Origin of the sequence: Rhizobium sp. L43, assembly GCF_002531725.1 — a bacterium.
Lineage (GTDB): Bacteria > Pseudomonadota > Alphaproteobacteria > Rhizobiales > Rhizobiaceae > Rhizobium.
Genome location: NZ_NWSQ01000002.1, coordinates 174746 through 191958, shown reverse-complemented (window position 1 = coordinate 191958; position 17213 = coordinate 174746). Strand labels below are relative to the sequence as shown.

Below are 17213 nucleotides of genomic sequence, written 5' to 3'. Positions count from 1 at the left end.
TCCGATGGGGCGGCCCGCCTTTTTGCTTATTTGAAGACGGCGTTAGGATTATCCAAGCTGTCGGAACCTTCAAGCTGAACCGTACCGAGATCGAGTGCGGCAATAACGCGCTGCACCGATTTCGTCTGGTCGATCAGCCCGTCGATGGCGGCCTGGACGACGGCGTTGCCTTCCTTGTTGCCTTCGCCGATCATCTGGTCGTACTTCTCGACCGTCTCGCCGCGCTTTGCCATGGCGTTCATCGCATCGAGCGTCTTGTTGAGCTTGCCTTCCATCTCGGCATCGAGCGCCTTGTCCTTGGCGGCGACCAGATCGTGCAGCGACGGGCCGCTGAGCTTGGTGCCGTCGACGCGGGTGTAGTTGCCGGTATAGGCGGCGGCGATGCCGATCGCGTCGTTGAGATGCGAGTTGTAGGTATTGTCGGAGAAGCAATCATGCTCTTCTTCCGGATCGTGCAGCAGCAGGCCGAGCTTCATGCGCTCGCCGGCAAGCTCGCCGTAGGACAGCGAACCCATGCCTGTCAGGATCGCCACCAGGCCGGCCTTCGGATCGGCTTCGACGTTCTTCGTCGCCGCACCGTCCGGCTTCCAGTTGTCGGTCATTTCCTGCAGGTCGGAGACGAGCAGGGCGGAGGCCGACTTCAGATATTCGGCGCGGCGGTCGCAATTGCCGTGCGTGCAATTCTTGAGATCGTAATCGGTGGCCGGGCGGTCGCCGGCGCCGGGTCCCGTGCCGTTCAGATCCTGGCCCCAGAGCAGGAATTCGATAGCGTGATAGCCGGTCGCGACATTGGCTTCGATGCCACCGGCCTCGGCGAGCGTGCCCGAGAGGAATTCCGGCGTCAGCTTCGAGGCGTCGACATCCTTGCCGTCGATCTTGATCGTCTTGTTGGCGATGACATTGGCCACATAGAGCGAATTCTCGTCGCTCTCGGTACCGTAGGAGGTGTCGACATAGTCGATCAGGCCTTCATCGAGCGGCCAGGCATTGACCTTGCCTTCCCAGTCGTCGACGATCGGGTTGCCGAAACGATAGACTTCCGTCTGCTGGTAGGGAACACGCGCCTTGATCCAGGCCTCCCTGGCGGCTTTCAGCGTCGCGTCATCAGGCGCCTTCAGGAAGGCGTCGATAGCAGCGTCGAGCGTCTTGGCCGTCGTCAGCGAGTCTTCGTATTTCGCATGCGCCACGTCGGCATAGTGTTTCACTACGGCGGCAGCATCGGTCTCGGCATGCGCGGGAAGGGCGAGCAGGGCGGCGGGGGCAATCGCCAGCACGGCTGCGCGGAATGTGTTGAGCTTCATGATCCTCTCCTGTGACGGATTTTCCGTCTAATCGGGCCCCGTCTCTTCGCGCAAAAGCAAACTGGTGTCAAACACTCTAGTTTGGAATGATTTTAAGAATGGACAGGCGCTGCTAACCGGTCCTTTTTGAACGGCATTTAGGTGAAATCGACAGCAATCGGACCGCTTCGCCGTGCTGCGCAGCGTCATTCCGCCGCGGCATCCATTTCCCGGCCGCGTCAGCCCTTGCGCTGCATGCGGCAGAAGAAGAAGCCGTCCGTATCGGTGGAGGCCGGCGTCAGCGTCACCGTCAGGCCGTCGGAAGAATGCGGACGCGGGCCGTCTTTTCCGAACAGCTGATCCCAGGCAGGCAGGGCGCTGACGATCTGAAAATCGGGATTGTCGGCCGTGAAGCGGCGCACCTGTTCCTCGTTCTCCTGAGGCAATACCGAGCAGGTGACGTAGATCAGTTCGCCGCCTGGTTTGACGAAGCCGCTCGCCTGCGCCAGCGCGTCCTGCTGCTGGGCGGTGCGCTCGTCGAGGTTCTTGGCCGTCAGCCGCCATTTCGTATCGGGGCGGCGGCGCCATGTGCCGGTGCCGGTGCAGGGCGCGTCGACCAGCACCTTATCGCAGCGTCCGGCAAGGCCGGAGAGCGCCTTGGCGTCGTCATGCACCTGGACATTGCGCGTGCCCGCCCGCTTCAGCCGCTCGATGATCGGCGCCAGCCGTTTGCGGTCGGCGTCGTAGGCGTGGACCTGTCCCTTGTTCTGCATGGCCGCCGCCATGGCGAGCGTCTTGCCGCCGCCGCCGGCGCAATAGTCGAGAACCTGTTCGCCATCGCTCGCCAGCACGAGATCGGCGACGATCTGCGATCCCTCGTCCTGAACTTCGAACCAGCCTTTCTGGAACGAAAGCTCGGCTGTCACGTTAGGAAGACGCGAGGCGCCTTCGCCGGCGTCAATCCGGATGCCGTGGCGGGCGATCCTGGCTGCATGCGCGCCGGCTCTCTCGAGCGCCTTGACGACCTTGTCACGGGACGCCTTGAGGCTGTTGGCCCGCAGATCGAGCGTCGGGCGGGCGGCGAGCGCCTGTGCCTCGGCAAGCCAGCCGGCACCGAAGGCCCGTTCGAAGGAGGATTGGACCCATTCGGGAATATCGCCGCTTATATGCGGCGGCGCATCGTCAAGCGAGCGGCTTTCATAGGCCGAGACGGCCTCGGCCGAAAGAGGCGCCGGCGCAAACTTGTCATCCGCCAGTTCGGCGGCAAGGCTGTCAGGGGTGAAACCCCATTGGCGGAACATGACGGCATGGGCGATGGCTGCAGCGCTGTCGTCATCCATCAGCCAGGCATGGGAGAGCCGCATGCGCAGGGCGTCATAGACGATGTTGCCGATCGCGGCGCGATCGCCGGAGCCGGCAAAACGATGCGCAAGGCCCCAGTCCTTCAGCGCGTCGGCGACGGGCCGCTTGCGGGCGTCGATGTCCGCGAGCACAGAAATCGCCCCTTCGAGGCGGCCGCCCAGACGCATTCACAAATCTCCTGTTGCCGTGCCTGCGAAGGATCCGGTCAGCCGCGACAGGCACGGGGCGGATTGTTCACAAGTCTCAAGCGCGTGGTACCCGCGATTGACGGCAAGAGCAAGCGCCGCTGACGGCGCAGCCGGTCGTAAGCCCTGGGCTTAGCTGATCACCTGATAGCAACCTTCGCCGTGCCGGAGCTCACCATGCCGATATTCTGCGCGGCGGCCCGCGACAGGTCGAGTACCCGGCCGCGGATGAACGGGCCGCGATCGTTGATGCGAACGACGACGGTGCGGCCATTGTTGCGGTTGGTGACCTTGACCTTGGTGCCGAAGGCGAGCGACCGATGTGCGGCAGTCAAGACGGCAGGGTTCATACGTTCCCCGGAAGCAGTTTTGGAGTGAAGTGCGTACCATGAAGCACCGCCACATCCATTTCCAGCAAAACTCTCCGCCGGAAGCAAGGAAGAGCAGGCTGCAATAGTTGCGGCAGCGATAATAGAACGACGTATTTTCTTCAAAACAGAGTATCCCTCAACTATTGAACTCACGCCCTTGCAGGCGGCGGGGCTTAAATCTGTTAAAAAGTGGCGAAAAAGTGCCGCGTGCGATCACGGAATATTACAGCATGCAATATTTGTGATGCCATTGATAAATTATGAGAATTGGCCACGCATGGCGGGATGTGGAAAAAACGCAATGAAATCAGCTAAAATTCAAATGATTTTTCCATGAAGTTTTAAACTCCATGGCCATCACAAAAATCACGAAATTTTTTTTCTGCTTTCGCCATATTTGCTGCCACATTTGAGCAAATTCAAAGGCTGTTAACCATAATATGCGGCGAGAATTGTTCTGCTCAATGCGGAAAGTAGGAATTTCCTACTCATTTTGGGTGATAACCCTGGTCACAGGCCGCGGCCCAGATCTAACCGCGCCAGCGTCCGTCCTGCCACAATTGCGCAAGCGACATCGGATAGTCGGGGAAGGCGAATTCGAAGCCGGCCACCTTGAGTTTTGCATTCGAAACCCGTTTGTTCTCACCGTAGAAAGAGCGCGCCATCGGCGTCAGCTCGGCGGTCTCAAACGCCTGCTCCGGCGGCGGTTCGACGCCCATCAGCCGGGCTGCCTCGACGATCACGTCCTGCGGCGGACCGGGCCGGTCGTCGGTGACATTATAGATGCCGCCAAGGCCACGCTCCGACAGGAAGCGGGTCGCCGCGCCGATGTCCTCGACGCGGATGCGGTTGAACACCTGGTCCTTCTTGATCAGGCGCCGCGCCGTGCCCTTTTCCAGATTGCAGAAGGCATTGCGTCCCGGCCCGTAAATGCCGGAAAGGCGAAGCACTGCCGCTGGCACAGAACACGTCTCACCCATAGCCAGCCAGCCCGCTTCCGCCTCGAGCCGCTCCTTCGAGCGCCCGGACACCGGCACGCACGGCGTCTCCTCATTGATCCAGGCGCCCTTATGATCGCCATAGACGCCGACGGTGGAGAGATAACCGATCCATTCGAGGCTCGGCAGCAGGCTTGCGCCGTCTTCGCCGAGCAGCCGCAGCAGCGGATCGGCGTTTCCAGGCGCGATCGACTGCACGAGATGGGTGACGCTTTCCAAAGCCCGGCGCAGCCCCTCTTCCATGGTCTCACCGTCGAAAAGAAAAGCGTCGATGCCGTTCTGGTCGAGCGCTTTCATCTTGTCCTGCGAACGCGTGGTGCCGGAAACGCGCACGCCGTCTCCTGATAAGGCCTTGGCGATCGCCGTGCCGGAATAACCGCAGCCAAAGATCATCACATGCATCAGCCCACTCCTGCCAGCCGCCATTCGTTCAGCACCTCGTCATCGCGCTCATCCGTCCTTTGTGCGGCAAAGGCTGAAAATTCGCCAGCCTCCATCAGCCGCGAAAGCGCCCATACCGCCATGCCGCGGACGACAGGCGAGACATCGTCGGCGAGCGCGCGACATTGCCCGATCAGCGCCGTCTCGCCGGAATTGCCGGCGGCGATCAGCACGTTACGGATAAAGCGGTCGCGGCCGATTCGTTTCACCGGCGAGCCGCTGAAGAAGGTGCGGAAGGCGGCATCGTCAAGCGTCAGCAGAAAGGCGATCGACGGTTCCTTCAGCTCTTCCCGCGCCTGAAGCTTCATCTCGGAAGCGGCGCTTGCGAACTTGTTCCAGGGGCAGGCGGCAAGACAGTCGTCGCAGCCATAGATGCGGTTGCCGATCAGCACGCGCAGATCGGCATCGATCGGCCCCTTGTGCTCGATGGTGAGATAGGAGATGCAGCGCCGCGCATCGATCTGGTACGGCGCCGGAAAGGCGGCCGTCGGGCAGGCGTCGAGGCAGGCGCGGCACGAGCCGCAATGATCGCTCTCGGCTGTGTCGACGGCAAGGTCGGCGGTGGTGAACATCGTGCCGAGAAACAGCCATGACCCGTGGGTGCGGCTGACGAGATTGGTGTGTTTGCCCTGCCAGCCCAGGCCGGCCGCCGCCGCCAGCGGCTTTTCCATCACAGGCGCGGTATCGACGAACACCTTCACATCGGCGCCCGCCCGCGCCGCAAAACGCGTGGCGATCTCCTTCAGCCGGCCCTTGATCACGTCGTGGTAATCGCGGTTACGGGCATAGACCGAGATCGCGGCTTTATCAGGCTTGTCGAGAATGCCGCGCGGATCTTCCTCCGGGGCGTAATTCAGGCCGAAGACGACGACGGAGCGCACCTCGCTCCAGAGTGTGAGCGGATCGCCGCGCCGCTCGCGCGTCTCCGCCATCCAGTCCATCGTCCCGTGGCGCCCGGCATCGATGAACTGGCCGAGACGCTCTTTTGCTTCAGGGATCGCATCCGGACGGGTGATGCGACAGAGATCGAAGCCCTTGGCGGCAGATTCTGCCCGCACGAACGCGGTCAAATTGTCGCGGCGGCGGCGCTCTTTGTCATCGGCTTCGGGCATGGAGAGCCCTCGTCAGAAATCCAGATCGGCATAGTGTGAAACCGGCGTCAGGCCGCGCACCCGCTCGGTCAGCATCGGCCGGAAGGAGGGCCGCGACTTCAGCCGCTGGTACCAGTCCTTGACGACCGGCGCATCCGCCCATTCGATCTCGCCGAGATAATCGAGGATCGAGATCGAGGCGGCGGCGGCAAGATCGGCATAGCTCATCCGCTCGCCCGCCAGCCACTGCCGTGAGCCGGCAAGCCAGGTGAGATAACGCATATGCTGGCGGATATTCGCGCGCGCCGTGCGCAAGATCTTCGAATCCGGCGCTCCGCCGCCCTGATCGGCGGTCATCTGCAACTTGTAGACACGCTCGCGGGCGAGCGGCTTGGTCACGTCGTTTTCCATCTTCTGCATGAACCATTCGCTCAGCCGGCGGATTTCCGCCCGCTGGAAAGGGTCTTCGGCGAGCAGCCGCCGGTCGCGCTTCAACACGCCGTGCGTCTCGTCCAGATATTCGGAAATGACGGTGGCGCCGCAGAGCGCCCGCATGCTGTCGTCGACATAGACCGGCAATGTGCCGGCCGGATTGAGCGCCAGGAAATCCCGGCGCTTTTCCCATGTCTGCTCCTCGATCAGATCCGCCTGATAGCCGTATTCCGCCAGGATCAGCCGGACGAAGCGAGATGCGGATGACATGGGATGATGATAAAGCGTGGGCATCGATACTCGGGCTTTGTGATTGCTGTTACAGGACTGTGTGGCAGCTCGATTATAGCGCCCTAGTCATGACTCATTGGTTGAAGCTATAGGAGCTTGGCCCCGCCAATACAAGCGAATCGGATTTTACCCCATCTGACGATGGCGAAACACGGTCTAACGAACGAATGGAAGCGGCAGCCTGATCGACCCAAGCGCTCAGGCCCGGCCGCACTTTAAACCGGAGACAATGTATGGATTATATAAATGCTGCAATTCTCGGTGTCATAGAGGGGATCACCGAATTTCTGCCGATCTCGAGCACCGGCCACCTGATCATTGCCGAGCAATGGCTCGGACATCGGTCTGATATGTTCAACATCGTCATTCAGGCCGGCGCCATCCTCGCCGTCACCATCATCTACTGGCGTCGTCTGCTGGATCTGGTGCTCGGCTGGCGCGATCCGGCCAACCGCGATTATGCAGCCAAGCTGATCGTCGCCTTTCTCATCACCGCAATCCTCGGGCTCGTCGTCAAGAAGCTCGGTTTTGAATTGCCGGAGACGGCGACGCCGATCGCCTGGGCGCTGATCATCGGCGGTATCTGGATGATCTTTGCCGAATGGGCTGCGGCACGGAAGGCCCCCCACAAGGAGATCACCTGGCTCGTCGCCATTCTGGTCGGTATCGCCCAGATCGTTGCCGGCATCTTCCCGGGAACGTCGCGCTCCGGCGCCACGATCTTCGTCGCCATGCTCGCCGGCACCGGCAACCGCGCCGCGGCGACCGAATTCGCCTTTCTCGTCGGCATTCCCACAATGTATGCCGCAAGCGGCTATGAATTGCTGAAAACCTTCAAGGATGGCGGCGCGGCAAACGAGGATTGGACTGCGCTCGGCATCGCCTTCGTCGTGTCGACGATCGTCGCTTTCGTCGCGGTCAAATGGCTGCTCGCCTATATCAGAAGCAACCGGTTCACGCTGTTTGCCATCTACCGCATCATTCTCGGCGTCTTGCTGCTCGGCATGGCCGCGACCGGCCTGATCGCCTGAGACATCCCTACCGTATTTGCATTCGCGCAGCTCCCAGGCGCGAATGCAAATGCCCTGTCGGGCTTCGAAAACAGAAGCCCGACGACCGGTGAGGCGCCGGTCTTTCAGATGGGTGATATTAAGAGAATACGCGTCGCTGCTGCTTTTAAAGCCGGCAAGACTGAGCACTCCAAAACGGAACACTCCTTGTGAAGCGCCCTGATTCAGGCGCTCGGATTGACTGCTTGTCTTTGATGAGAATGGCGGCGCAAAAGGCTGGCCTGTCGTCAATGGCTGATCGAAGCCGTCGAGCAAGGATCGACGCCGTAGGCCGGCGAGCAGTCACCCTTGACCGCCGCGACAGAACCTGGCGCAACGAAAGAGCCTGCCAGGATAATTAGCGCCGCACACGCAAAAAGGAGCGCGATTGACTTGCCCATCGAGAAATGCCTTTCACAGTGATTGCCGCACGCGATCCCAAGCGTTGAGTCCGTTGGAAGACGCGCGGGTTTGGTAGTCAGTGGAATGGCAAATAGCAATAAATGTTCCTGCTAAATTTGGCGTTAATTCCACAAATTTTCCGATGCGTCTTTTATGCAACTGCACTTGATGCGAGCGGCACAACAACATTTCAAACTTGCGCCGGCTTTGCTTGAGACGGCTAAAGCAATTCCAGCAAAAGTGTGCAGCGGTTTTGCGAGGCAAAGCGTGAAACGCTTTGCCGGGAATTGCGTGAAAAGAAAGAGATAGAGCATTTTCGTAATTCGAAGAAAAACGGAAATGCTCTAACGAAAACGCCGTCCGCGTTTTACGCGAGCGGCGTTGTTTCCAAGCTCGAAATTGTTCAGGCGGCCTTGCCGGTGCCGGTGTACTGGCCGTGCGGGCGATAGTGCACGAGATAAGAGCCGAGCACCGATGCCGGCATGGTCGGCGTGATGCCGAGGCCCTTCAGCGTGCGGCCTTCCGCTTCGGCTTCTGCGGAGACGATATTGTCGCGCTTCAGCATGCGCACCTGATCCGGCGTGATCGGCGGCGTGATGAAGGGGACCAGCGAGGCGATGCTGCCGATCAGCGAAGCGACGCCGAAGGGCAGGGAGACCAGCGGGTTCTTGCGGCACGTCACCTTCAGCATCATCTCGAGACATTCGCGGAAGCTCAGCACCTCAGGGCCGCCAAGCTCATAGACCTTGCCGCCGGTGACCTTGCCGTCGACGGCGCGGGCGACGGCCTCGGCGATATCCTCGACATAAACGGGCTGGAATTTCGTCTTGCCGCCGCCGACAAGCGGCAGGATCGGCGACATGCGGGCCATGTCGGCAAACTTGTTGAAGAAGCTGTCCTCCGGCCCGAAGACGATCGACGGACGGAAGATCACCGCATCGGACTTGATGGTGAGGATGGCGGTTTCGGCGCGGCCCTTGGTGCGGCCATAGTCCGAAGCGGATTTGGCGTCGGCGCCGATCGCTGAAATATGGGTGAGCGTCGCGCCGGCGTTGCGCGCCGCTTCGGCCACCGCGCGGGCGCCGAATTCCTGTACGGCGTCGAAAGTGTTACGGCCCGTCTCATGCAGAATGCCGACGCAGTTGACGACATGGCTTGCACCATCGACGGCGCGGTCGATCGAGTTGCGATAGCGCAGGTTCGCCTGCACGAAGGAGATCTGGCCGACATTGCCGAGCGGCTGCAGGAAGCCGGCGAGATCGGGACGGCGCACCGCGACACGGATGTTGTAGCCGCGTTTGGCCAGCGCCCGAACCACGTGCCTGCCGACGAAGCCGGACCCTCCGAACACGGTGACGAGTGGCGGCAGGTTGGCAAGGGTCATGGCAGGCTCCTCGAAAGGCTTTGCGGGATGCTGTTCGGCACTCGTCTTAGCCCAATCCCGACGCGACGGGAAGGCCCATCGCGCCGTCAGTTTCTGGGGATGCGGGACCGTTCAGACGCCTTCGACGACGACCATTTCCGCATCCGCCGCTTCCTGGCGGATTTTCGCGGCGATCTGGTATTCCGGCGAATGATAGCAGTCGACCGCATGCCGCATCGAGGGGAATTCGATCACGACGTTGCGGGCGCGCGCCTTGCCTTCCAGTTCGGTGAAAGCGCCGCCGCGCGCCAGAAAATTCGCGCCGTATTTTTCGAAGGCCGGCTTGGCCGCCGCCACGTAATCCTTGTAGCGCTCGGCATCGCGCACGTCGACGCGGGCGATCCAATATCCCTTGGCCATGGTCTTCTCCCTTTGCATTTTGAATTCAGCGGTTGGCCGGCCAGAGCGCGCCCACCATTTCGTTGAGCACCGCGCGGGCGGCATCTCTCGGATCGGGCGCTCTGACGATCGGCCGGGCAACGACGAGATGTGTCGCCCCCGCCTTCAGCGCGTCGAAAGGCGTCATCACCCGCTTCTGGTCGCCGTGGTCGCTGCCGGTCGGGCGAATGCCGGGGGTGACGATCGCCATATCAGGCCCGACGATCTCGCGCACCTCGGCCGCTTCCGCCGCCGAACAGACGATACCGCCCATGCCGGCGGCGCGCGCCTGTCCGGCGCGGCGCAGCACCAGGCTGTGCGGATCCTGGCTGTAGCCGGCCTCGGCAAGGTCGTCGGCATCCATCGAGGTCAGCACGGTGACCCCGAGCAGGCAGAGGCCGGAGCCGGCCGCGGCTTCGACCGCCGCCTTCATCGCCTTGGGATAGGCGTGCAGCGTCAGCATCGACATGCCCATCTTGGCGATGTTTTCGACCCCTGAAGCAACCGTGTTGTCAATGTCGAGCAGTTTCATGTCGAGAAAGATCTTCTTGCCGCTGGCAGAGAGATCGCGGGCAAATTCGAGGCCGCCGGCAAAGGCCAGTTGATAGCCGATCTTATAGAAGAGGATGTCGTCGCCGAGCGTGGAAACCAGTTTCTCCGCCTCGCCGACCGTTGGAACATCCAGGCCGACGATCAACCGCTCGCGTGCGTCCATGTGAAGTCACCCCCGCCAGTCTTCGATGGGCGTCCAGTCGCATGATAAGCGGCGATCCGCAAGACCGAAAGCATAGAGATTGCCGCCGCCGCCCGGCTGGTCGCGGTCGCGGCCGATCGGCCTGCCCGCCAGATGGCATTTGAGCAGCGTGCCGACGCCGCCATGGCCGACAAAGGCGATCGGCGCTGTCGCATCATGCGTGGCAAGGACGGTGTTGACGGCCTCGACGATGCGGGCCTGCGCATCGGCGGCGCGCTCCCAGCCCCTGAAGCTCTCCTGTGGGTGAGCAAAGAACCAGTTGGCGGCCTCTTCGAACTTGTCCGGCGGCAGGAAGCCCGTGGCAGAGCGATCGTTCTCATGCGTGCCATGCACGATCTCGATTGTCACGCCGGCAGCTTCGGCCAGGATTTCCGCCGTTTCGATCGCTTTCGTCTCGTCGCTGGAGATGATGCGGGTCAGCCGTTTCGCCCAATCGCTCGATGCAGCCTTGCGGGCACGCTCGGCGCCGATGTCGGAGAGGCCCCACTGGGGAACGGGAACCTGCGGGTCGATTTTGACCTGGGGGTGGGTGATATAAAGTCCGAACATTTATCCTCGCCGGTAGATCCAGAGTTGGGCCGGAGGAATATTGCGCACGACGAAATCAAAATGATGAATGCTGTAACGATCGGCGTTGGCGGCGATCGGCGAGATCGCGCCGTAGGAAATCTGCACCACCGGCCGTCCGGGAGGCAGGCGGTCGAGCAGGCTTTCGAGCAGCGAGACCCGCATTGCCATCGGGAAGTTCAGCAGCGGAATGCAGGAGATGACGCAATCGAACGTCCGGTCGCCGTAATCGCCGAGCGTGGTCTGGAGATCGAAGGCGTCGCCGTTGATGAAGTGCACGCCGGGATAGGTCCGCAGCAGATGTTGATGGAAATCCGTCGAATATTCGATCGCGACCAGATTTTCCGGCCGGACACCGCGGCCGAGAATGGCCTTGGTGATGGCGCCCGTGCCCGGTCCGAGTTCGAGCACCGGCAGCCCGGAATTGATGTCGATGACGCTTGCCATGCGCTTGGCGGTGATCGAGGAGGTCGGCACGATCGAGCCGACCGTCTTCGGACCCTGCATCATGCCCCGGAAGAAGCGAATCTCGTCGTCGAACTTCTTGCCCAGCCGTTCTTTTACCTTGACCCGTAAGCGCATTCTTCTCCACCCATCTGCATGTTGATCGAATGACTTAATATGCCGCTTGTCGCTCCCGGGACAAGGATTTTCGCAACAAGGACATCGGCATCAACAGTTCATGCGGCTTTCCGGCGGGAGCGCGGCATGAGATCGGCCAGTCTTTCGCTTAAGTGATCGGCATCGACAGGGGCGCGCAGTTTCTTGTCGGTATTGTCGAAATAAAGATAGACGTCGCGGCCCTTGGCTGGCGCTTTGAGCGGCGCCAGTACCCGCGGCGCATTCTCCGGCTCTCCGCCGGTTGCCCAGGAACGGATCCGCTCCGCCCAGAGGTCGAGGGCCTCATCCTCGTAGCCGCTGACATATAGCTGCTCGGAGCCATGCAGGCGGCAATAGACGAAATCGGCGGTGATATCCATCAACAGCGGCCACGCCACGGTATCGGCGCAGACGAGGGCGACCTTGTGGCGCCGGAGCATCTCGATGAAGCCCGGAGAACGGAAGCTGTCGTGGCGGATTTCGAACGCATGACGGATCGGCTGGTCGCCATCGCTTCGAAGCCAGGCGCGTCCCTTGACATGCCCGTCATGCCGCTTGGCAAGTGCTGTCGCCGCATCGCGGTCCTGCGGCAAGAGCGCCAGGAAGTTTTCGAAAAGAACGGGGTCGAAGGCCATGTTCGGCGGAAATTGCCAGAGGATCGGCCCGAGCTTGGGGCCAAGCCGCAACAGGCCGGAGGCAAGGAAATTGGCAAGCGCCGTCTCGATATCGCGCAGCCGCAGCATATGGGTGATGAAGCGCGGGCCCTTGACCGCAAAGACGAAATCGTCGGGCGTTTCATCGCGCCAGCGGCCGAAGCTTTCGGAACGCTGCAGGCTGTAGAATGTGCCGTTGATCTCGATCGATGGGAAGTGCCGGGCGGCGTAGGAAAGCTCCTGCTTCTGCGGCAGGTCCTTCGGGTAGAATTGGCCGCGCCAGGGTGCATAGGTCCAGCCGGATATGCCGATGCGTACCGTTCCAGTCTTCTTCATCAGGGATCCTCCGCCTTCACAGGGTAAAAACGGAGGCAAGCAGGCTTCGTTCCCGTCAGACGCGCATCGGCATCAGCACGTAGAGCGCGTCGTCGCCCGCCGTGTCGCGGATCAGCGTCGGCGAGCCGGCATCGGCCAGCAGGAAGATCGCTTCCTCGCCGGAAAGCTGAGCGGTGATGTCGAGCAGATATTTGGCGTTGAAGCCGATTTCCATCGCGTCTGTGTCGTAGCCGACGGCGACTTCCTCGGTCGCACTGCCGGAATCGGGATTGTTGACGGTCAGCATCAGCTGCCCCTCGGACAGCGCCAGCTTCACGGCGCGGCCGCGTTCCGAGGAAATTGTGGAGACACGGTCGACGGCCTGGGCGAAGCTCGTGCAGTCGACGCGCATTTCCTTGTCGTTGCCTGTGGGGATGACGCGCTGGTAATCCGGGAAGGTGCCGTCGATCAGTTTCGAGGTCATGACGATCGAGCCGATCGTCAGGCGGATCTTGGCGTCGGAGACCTCGACGGTCACGACAGAATCGGGATTGTCGACCAGCTTCTGCAGTTCGCCGACCGTCTTGCGCGGAATGATGATGCCGGGCATGCCTTCCGAGCCCGAGGGCGCGTCGACATCGGCGCGCGCCAGCCGGTGGCCGTCGGTGGCGACCGCCCTGAGCTTCAGTTCGCCCTTGCTCTCGATCGTGTGGAAGAAGATGCCGTTCAGATAATAACGCGTCTCTTCCGTCGAGATCGCAAACTGGGTGCGGTCGATCAGCATCTTCAGATCGGTCGCCTTCAGCTTGAAGCTATGGGTGAAGGTGCCGGCGGTCAGATCCGGGAAGTCGGATTCCGGCAGGCACTGCAGCGAGAATTTCGATCGGCCGGACTGCACGGTCATCGAGCCGCCGTCGGTGCTGGTGGCCAGCAGCACTTCTGAGCCGTCGGAAAGTTTGCGGACGATATCGTAGAGAAGATGGGCCGGAACGGTGGTGGCGCCGGGCTGCTCGACGCTGGCAGGCGTCGCCTCGGTGATTTCGAGGTCGAGGTCGGTCGCCTTCATGTCGAGATTCTGGCCGTCGGCCTTGAGCAATACGTTGGACAGGATCGGGATCGTGTTGCGACGTTCGACCACGCGGTGGACGTGGTTCAGCGATTTCAACAGGTTTGACCGCTCAATAGTAATACGCATGGGATGCTACCGCTTTCGACCGTGACTGTCCGGGCGCATCGAGCACCCGAAGAATGCTGTCCCGGCCCTGAGACCGGGGGAGTGGACCGGCAAAATGGCAGACTTCAGCATTGCTTTGCAAGAGGCATGCACGGCCAAGCGCCTGCATTTCAGGTTTTCCGGAGCAATGCTCACAGAAATCCGAACCCTTGCCGAAGCGCTGCCGCTCGCCCATAAGAGTTCGATGACGGCGGGACGAAAGCAAATGGCATGAATGAGGAAACGACAGCGGAAGCAGCCACCCGGCGAAGCTTCCGCCTGCACAATGCAACGGTGCCGGCCCGGCCGCTGGAGCCGGCGCTTTATCTCGTCGCCACCCCGATCGGCAATCTCGGCGACATCACGCTGCGCGCGCTGGAAACGCTGGCCGGCGCCGATGTGCTCGCCTGCGAGGATACCCGTGTCACCCGCGTGCTGCTCGACCGCTACGGCATCCAGAACCGTCCCTTTTCGTATCACGAGTACAATGCCGACGAGGCCGGTCCGCGATTGCTGCAGGCGCTCGAAGCCGGCCGTTCGGTGGCGTTGGTGTCCGATGCCGGCACACCGCTGGTTTCCGATCCCGGTTATCGGCTGGCGCAGCAGGCGATTGCGGCGGGTTACCGCGTCATTCCCATTCCCGGCGCCTCGGCGCCGCTCGCAGCCCTGGTCGGCTCCGGCCTGCCGAACGATGCCTTTCTTTTCGCCGGTTTCCTGCCGGTCAAGGACAAGGCCCGCCGCGACCGTCTCGGTGAATTGGCCGCAGCCCCGGCGACGCTGATCTTCTTTGAATCGCCGCATCGCATCGGTGCGACGCTTCTCGCCGCCGCCGATGTGCTCGGAGCAACGCGGCCGGCCTCCGTCTGCCGCGAGCTGACCAAGACCTACGAGGAGTTCCGCCGCGGCACGCTTGCCGACCTCGCCGCCCATTATCAGCAGGTGGAAAACGTCAAGGGCGAGATCGTCCTCGTCATCGGTCCGCCGGAGCCTGTCGAGGCTGATGAGGCCGATGTCGAAGCCGTGCTGGCGGATCTGTCGAAATCAATGCCGACGGCCAAGGCGGCGACGGAAGCCGCCCGCCTCACCGGCCTGCCGCGCAAGGTGCTCTATCAGCGCCTGCTGGAATTGAAGGGCGCCGATGGCCGATAGCGACCTCACCGCCATCAGGAGGAAGGCGTTGCGCCGCGGCCGCATGTCGGAATATGTCGCGGCCGTCTTCCTCATGCTGAAGGGCTACCGCATCCTGGCGCTGCGCCACCGCACCCGGCTCGGCGAGATCGATATCATTGCCCGCAAGGGCGATCTCGCCGTCTTCGTCGAGGTCAAGGCCCGCCATGGCGAGGCTGCGGCCGTCGACGCCGTCTCCGTCTTCGCCCAGAAACGGATACGGGCGGCAAGCGATCTCTGGCTTGCGCGCCAGGCCGATCAGGCCCGCCTGTCCCAGCGCTATGATATCGTGGCGGTCATGCCCGGCCGGCTGCCGCGGCATTTTATCGATGCTTTCTGACCTCTTTCGACCCATCGGTCTTCGGGATCGTTAAAATTTTAGTCCCCGCGTGAACCAGCTTCTTACGACTCTCTGCTATCCCCTCGGCAGGGATAACAATTGGGGATTGTTTCATGGCCTGGAAGCTGATGCTTGCAAGTGCGGTCGCCATGGCCGCGCGCTCGGTGCCTTATGCCGTGGCGAAGCCGGCCGGGAAATCCTTCATCGCCCATGCAAGCGACCTGCTGCCGCTGAAATCCTCGCCGATCAATCCGGACTGGATCGTCAGCGGCAATCCGCAGGCGCGCACCGCCGAACATTCGCGCGGCCATGACGAGGCGTCGCTGACGGCGATCTGGGATTGCACGGCGGGCGAATTCCGCTGGTATTTCGGCTGGGACGAGACCGTGATGATCCTCGAAGGCGAGGTCCATATCACTGCCGAGGACGGCACCGAGCGCACACTCAGCGCCGGCGACGTCGCCTTTTTCGCCGGTGGCACCTGGGCGAGCTGGCGGGTCGACAATTACGTCCGCAAGGTCGCTTTCCTCCGCAAGCCCTTCCCGAAACCCTTGGCGATCGCCTACCGCCTGCGCAACATGCTGCGCAATGGCGGCAACCAGGGCATCGCCGCCTGATGAGCGACTTCGATTTTCAAGGTCACACGCTAATCCGGCTGGGGCGGGGCGGTCGTTTCGCCTTTTAAAACCTCGCAGGCAAACAGGATCGGATTGTCGAGCTCGGGCGCAGTCTGCTTGTTCAAGAGAACGGCGACGGCGGCTGCGGCCATGTCTTGGATCGGCTGCTTCACCGTCGTCAGCCGCGGCGTCGTCATGCTGGCGAGCGGGATACCGTCGAAGCCGACGATCGAAAGAGCGGCAGGGACCGGGATACCGAGATCGTGGGCTGCCCGCATGCAGCCGATCGCCTGCTGGTCCGAGCTTGCAAAGATCGCCGTCGGCCGCTCGTTGCGGGCGCGGGCCAGAAGGTAATTTCCCGCCGAGCGGCCGCTCTCATAGTCGAAAGCCGCCTCGGCAATTAGTGGTGGCCCGGCCGTTTTCGTGCCGCCATCCGTTTGCTCCCCCGCCTGTTCCCCCGCCTGTTCCATTGCGTCGAGATAGCCCCTGAGGCGATCATTGGCGGGGACGGAGTGCCCAGGCCCCGAGATGAAGCCGATGCGGCGATGGCCGAGCTTCAGAAGATGCTCGACGCCAAGACGAACGCCGTTGCGGTGATCGGCGGCAATGCCGGAATATCCCGGCATCAGGCGGTCGACGACGACGATCGGCACGCCCTTCGGCAGCTTGATCCGATGGAAATCATTGCTGGGAACGAGCATGATGCCGTCGACCTTCCGGCTCGTCAGCTGACTGATGCGGTCGGCCTCCTTGGCCGCATGATCGAAGGACGTCATGACGATGATGTTGTAGCCGTGATTGGCCGCGGCCTGTTCCGCCGATTGGACAAGCTCGGCAAAGAACGGATTGGTCAGATCCGGAATGACGATGCCGATCAGCCGGCTGACCTTGCTGCGCATGCTTCTGGCCGACGGGTCGGGCGTATAGCCGAGGTCTTTGATGATCCCTCCGACGCGCGCCCGCAATTCCTTCGTCACCGAGGGATGATCGTTCAAAACCCTGGAAACGGTGCCGGTTGAAACTCCCGCAAGCTTGGCAACGTCCCTAATCCCGACCTTTGACATCACAGAAACAGTGGTCCTTCATCTTCGCCTTCGAAAAACGCCCAGGGAGGCCGGATCGAGGCTTTCAACTAATGGTCTTCAGCTCCCTAGTCAAAGAGGTGGCGATTTCGACGGCTGAACTTGCATGCAAAGTTCCGCAAGGCGTTCTATGGAAACGGTTCATCGCGCGCATGTCAATACGTGTCCGATATAGCGATCCAGCATATCGCCCGGTCGACTT

At 61.9% G+C, this 17213-nt stretch carries 18 protein-coding genes; 4 read left to right on the top strand and 14 right to left on the bottom strand.

Annotated features, from left to right (window positions below):
- Positions 1-26: 26 nt before the first annotated feature.
- The 6 genes from CO667_RS03460 to CO667_RS03435 all read right to left on the bottom strand — a co-directional run bounded on the left by CO667_RS03460 (position 27) and on the right by CO667_RS03435 (position 6454).
- Positions 27-1301, bottom strand: a complete 1275-nt coding sequence (locus CO667_RS03460; protein ID WP_097617078.1) for an imelysin family protein — start codon at positions 1299-1301, stop codon at positions 27-29.
- Between the two features lie 218 nt (positions 1302-1519).
- Entirely contained in the window at positions 1520-2809 is a 1290-nt protein-coding gene (locus tag CO667_RS03455; protein ID WP_097617077.1) for an RsmB/NOP family class I SAM-dependent RNA methyltransferase, read from the bottom strand.
- A 158-nt stretch (positions 2810-2967) separates the two neighbouring features.
- On the bottom strand, positions 2968-3321 hold the full coding sequence (locus CO667_RS36330; RefSeq protein WP_097617076.1) for a septal ring lytic transglycosylase RlpA family protein: 354 nt from the start codon (positions 3319-3321) through the stop codon (positions 2968-2970).
- Between the two features lie 407 nt (positions 3322-3728).
- Positions 3729-4598 carry an SDR family oxidoreductase gene (locus CO667_RS03445; protein WP_097617075.1) on the bottom strand — a complete coding sequence of 290 codons (870 nt, stop codon included), beginning with the start codon at positions 4596-4598 and terminating at the stop codon, positions 3729-3731.
- Positions 4598-5749 (bottom strand): tRNA epoxyqueuosine(34) reductase QueG, encoded by a 1152-nt coding sequence (gene queG, locus CO667_RS03440; protein ID WP_097617074.1) that lies wholly within the window; start codon positions 5747-5749, stop codon positions 4598-4600. The genes CO667_RS03445 and queG overlap by 1 nt, the downstream gene beginning before the upstream one ends.
- A 12-nt stretch (positions 5750-5761) precedes the next feature.
- Positions 5762-6454: a glutathione S-transferase family protein gene (locus CO667_RS03435; protein ID WP_003570914.1), complete on the bottom strand. Its 693-nt coding sequence runs from the start codon at positions 6452-6454 to the stop codon at positions 5762-5764.
- Positions 6455-6684: 230 nt separating this feature from the next.
- Here CO667_RS03435 and CO667_RS03430 point away from each other — a divergent pair, with 230 nt between their 5' ends.
- On the top strand, positions 6685-7482 hold the full coding sequence (locus CO667_RS03430; protein ID WP_097617073.1) for an undecaprenyl-diphosphate phosphatase: 798 nt from the start codon (positions 6685-6687) through the stop codon (positions 7480-7482).
- An 823-nt stretch (positions 7483-8305) separates the two neighbouring features.
- Here the strand turns inward: CO667_RS03430 and CO667_RS03420 are convergent.
- The 7 genes from CO667_RS03420 to dnaN form a co-directional block, all read right to left on the bottom strand.
- Positions 8306-9286 carry a complex I NDUFA9 subunit family protein gene (locus tag CO667_RS03420; protein ID WP_097617072.1) on the bottom strand — a complete coding sequence of 327 codons (981 nt, stop codon included), beginning with the start codon at positions 9284-9286 and terminating at the stop codon, positions 8306-8308.
- A gap of 111 nt (positions 9287-9397) precedes the next feature.
- Positions 9398-9685, bottom strand: a complete 288-nt coding sequence (locus CO667_RS03415; RefSeq protein ID WP_097617071.1) for a DUF1330 domain-containing protein — start codon at positions 9683-9685, stop codon at positions 9398-9400.
- 25 nt (positions 9686-9710) lie between these two features.
- Positions 9711-10418: an orotidine-5'-phosphate decarboxylase gene (gene pyrF, locus CO667_RS03410; RefSeq protein WP_097617070.1), complete on the bottom strand. Its 708-nt coding sequence runs from the start codon at positions 10416-10418 to the stop codon at positions 9711-9713.
- 6 nt (positions 10419-10424) lie between these two features.
- Positions 10425-11006, bottom strand: a complete 582-nt coding sequence (locus CO667_RS03405; protein ID WP_097617069.1) for a histidine phosphatase family protein — start codon at positions 11004-11006, stop codon at positions 10425-10427.
- Positions 11007-11606: a phospholipid N-methyltransferase PmtA gene (gene pmtA / locus CO667_RS03400; protein ID WP_097617068.1), complete on the bottom strand. Its 600-nt coding sequence runs from the start codon at positions 11604-11606 to the stop codon at positions 11007-11009.
- Between the two features lie 98 nt (positions 11607-11704).
- The gene (locus CO667_RS03395) at positions 11705-12616 is read right to left on the bottom strand and encodes a DUF72 domain-containing protein (RefSeq protein ID WP_179874057.1); all 912 of its coding nucleotides are present in this window, start codon (positions 12614-12616) and stop codon (positions 11705-11707) included.
- Positions 12617-12668: 52 nt separating this feature from the next.
- Positions 12669-13787 (bottom strand): DNA polymerase III subunit beta, encoded by a 1119-nt coding sequence (gene dnaN, locus CO667_RS03390; RefSeq protein WP_097617066.1) that lies wholly within the window; start codon positions 13785-13787, stop codon positions 12669-12671.
- 249 nt (positions 13788-14036) lie between these two features.
- Here dnaN and rsmI point away from each other — a divergent pair, with 249 nt between their 5' ends.
- From rsmI to CO667_RS03370, 3 genes are all read left to right on the top strand, one after another.
- On the top strand, positions 14037-14954 hold the full coding sequence (gene rsmI / locus CO667_RS03380; RefSeq protein ID WP_097617064.1) for a 16S rRNA (cytidine(1402)-2'-O)-methyltransferase: 918 nt from the start codon (positions 14037-14039) through the stop codon (positions 14952-14954).
- Positions 14944-15312, top strand: coding sequence for a YraN family protein (locus CO667_RS03375; protein WP_097617063.1), 369 nt, complete (start codon positions 14944-14946; stop codon positions 15310-15312). Before rsmI ends, CO667_RS03375 begins: the two co-directional genes overlap by 11 nt.
- A 113-nt stretch (positions 15313-15425) precedes the next feature.
- Positions 15426-15929, top strand: a complete 504-nt coding sequence (locus CO667_RS03370) for a cupin domain-containing protein (protein WP_097617062.1) — start codon at positions 15426-15428, stop codon at positions 15927-15929.
- Positions 15930-15958: 29 nt separating this feature from the next.
- Here the strand turns inward: CO667_RS03370 and CO667_RS03365 are convergent, their stop codons facing one another.
- A complete protein-coding gene (locus tag CO667_RS03365) occupies positions 15959-16993 on the bottom strand; it encodes a LacI family DNA-binding transcriptional regulator (RefSeq protein WP_097617061.1) in 1035 nt (344 codons plus the stop codon).
- Positions 16994-17213 lie beyond the last annotated feature (220 nt).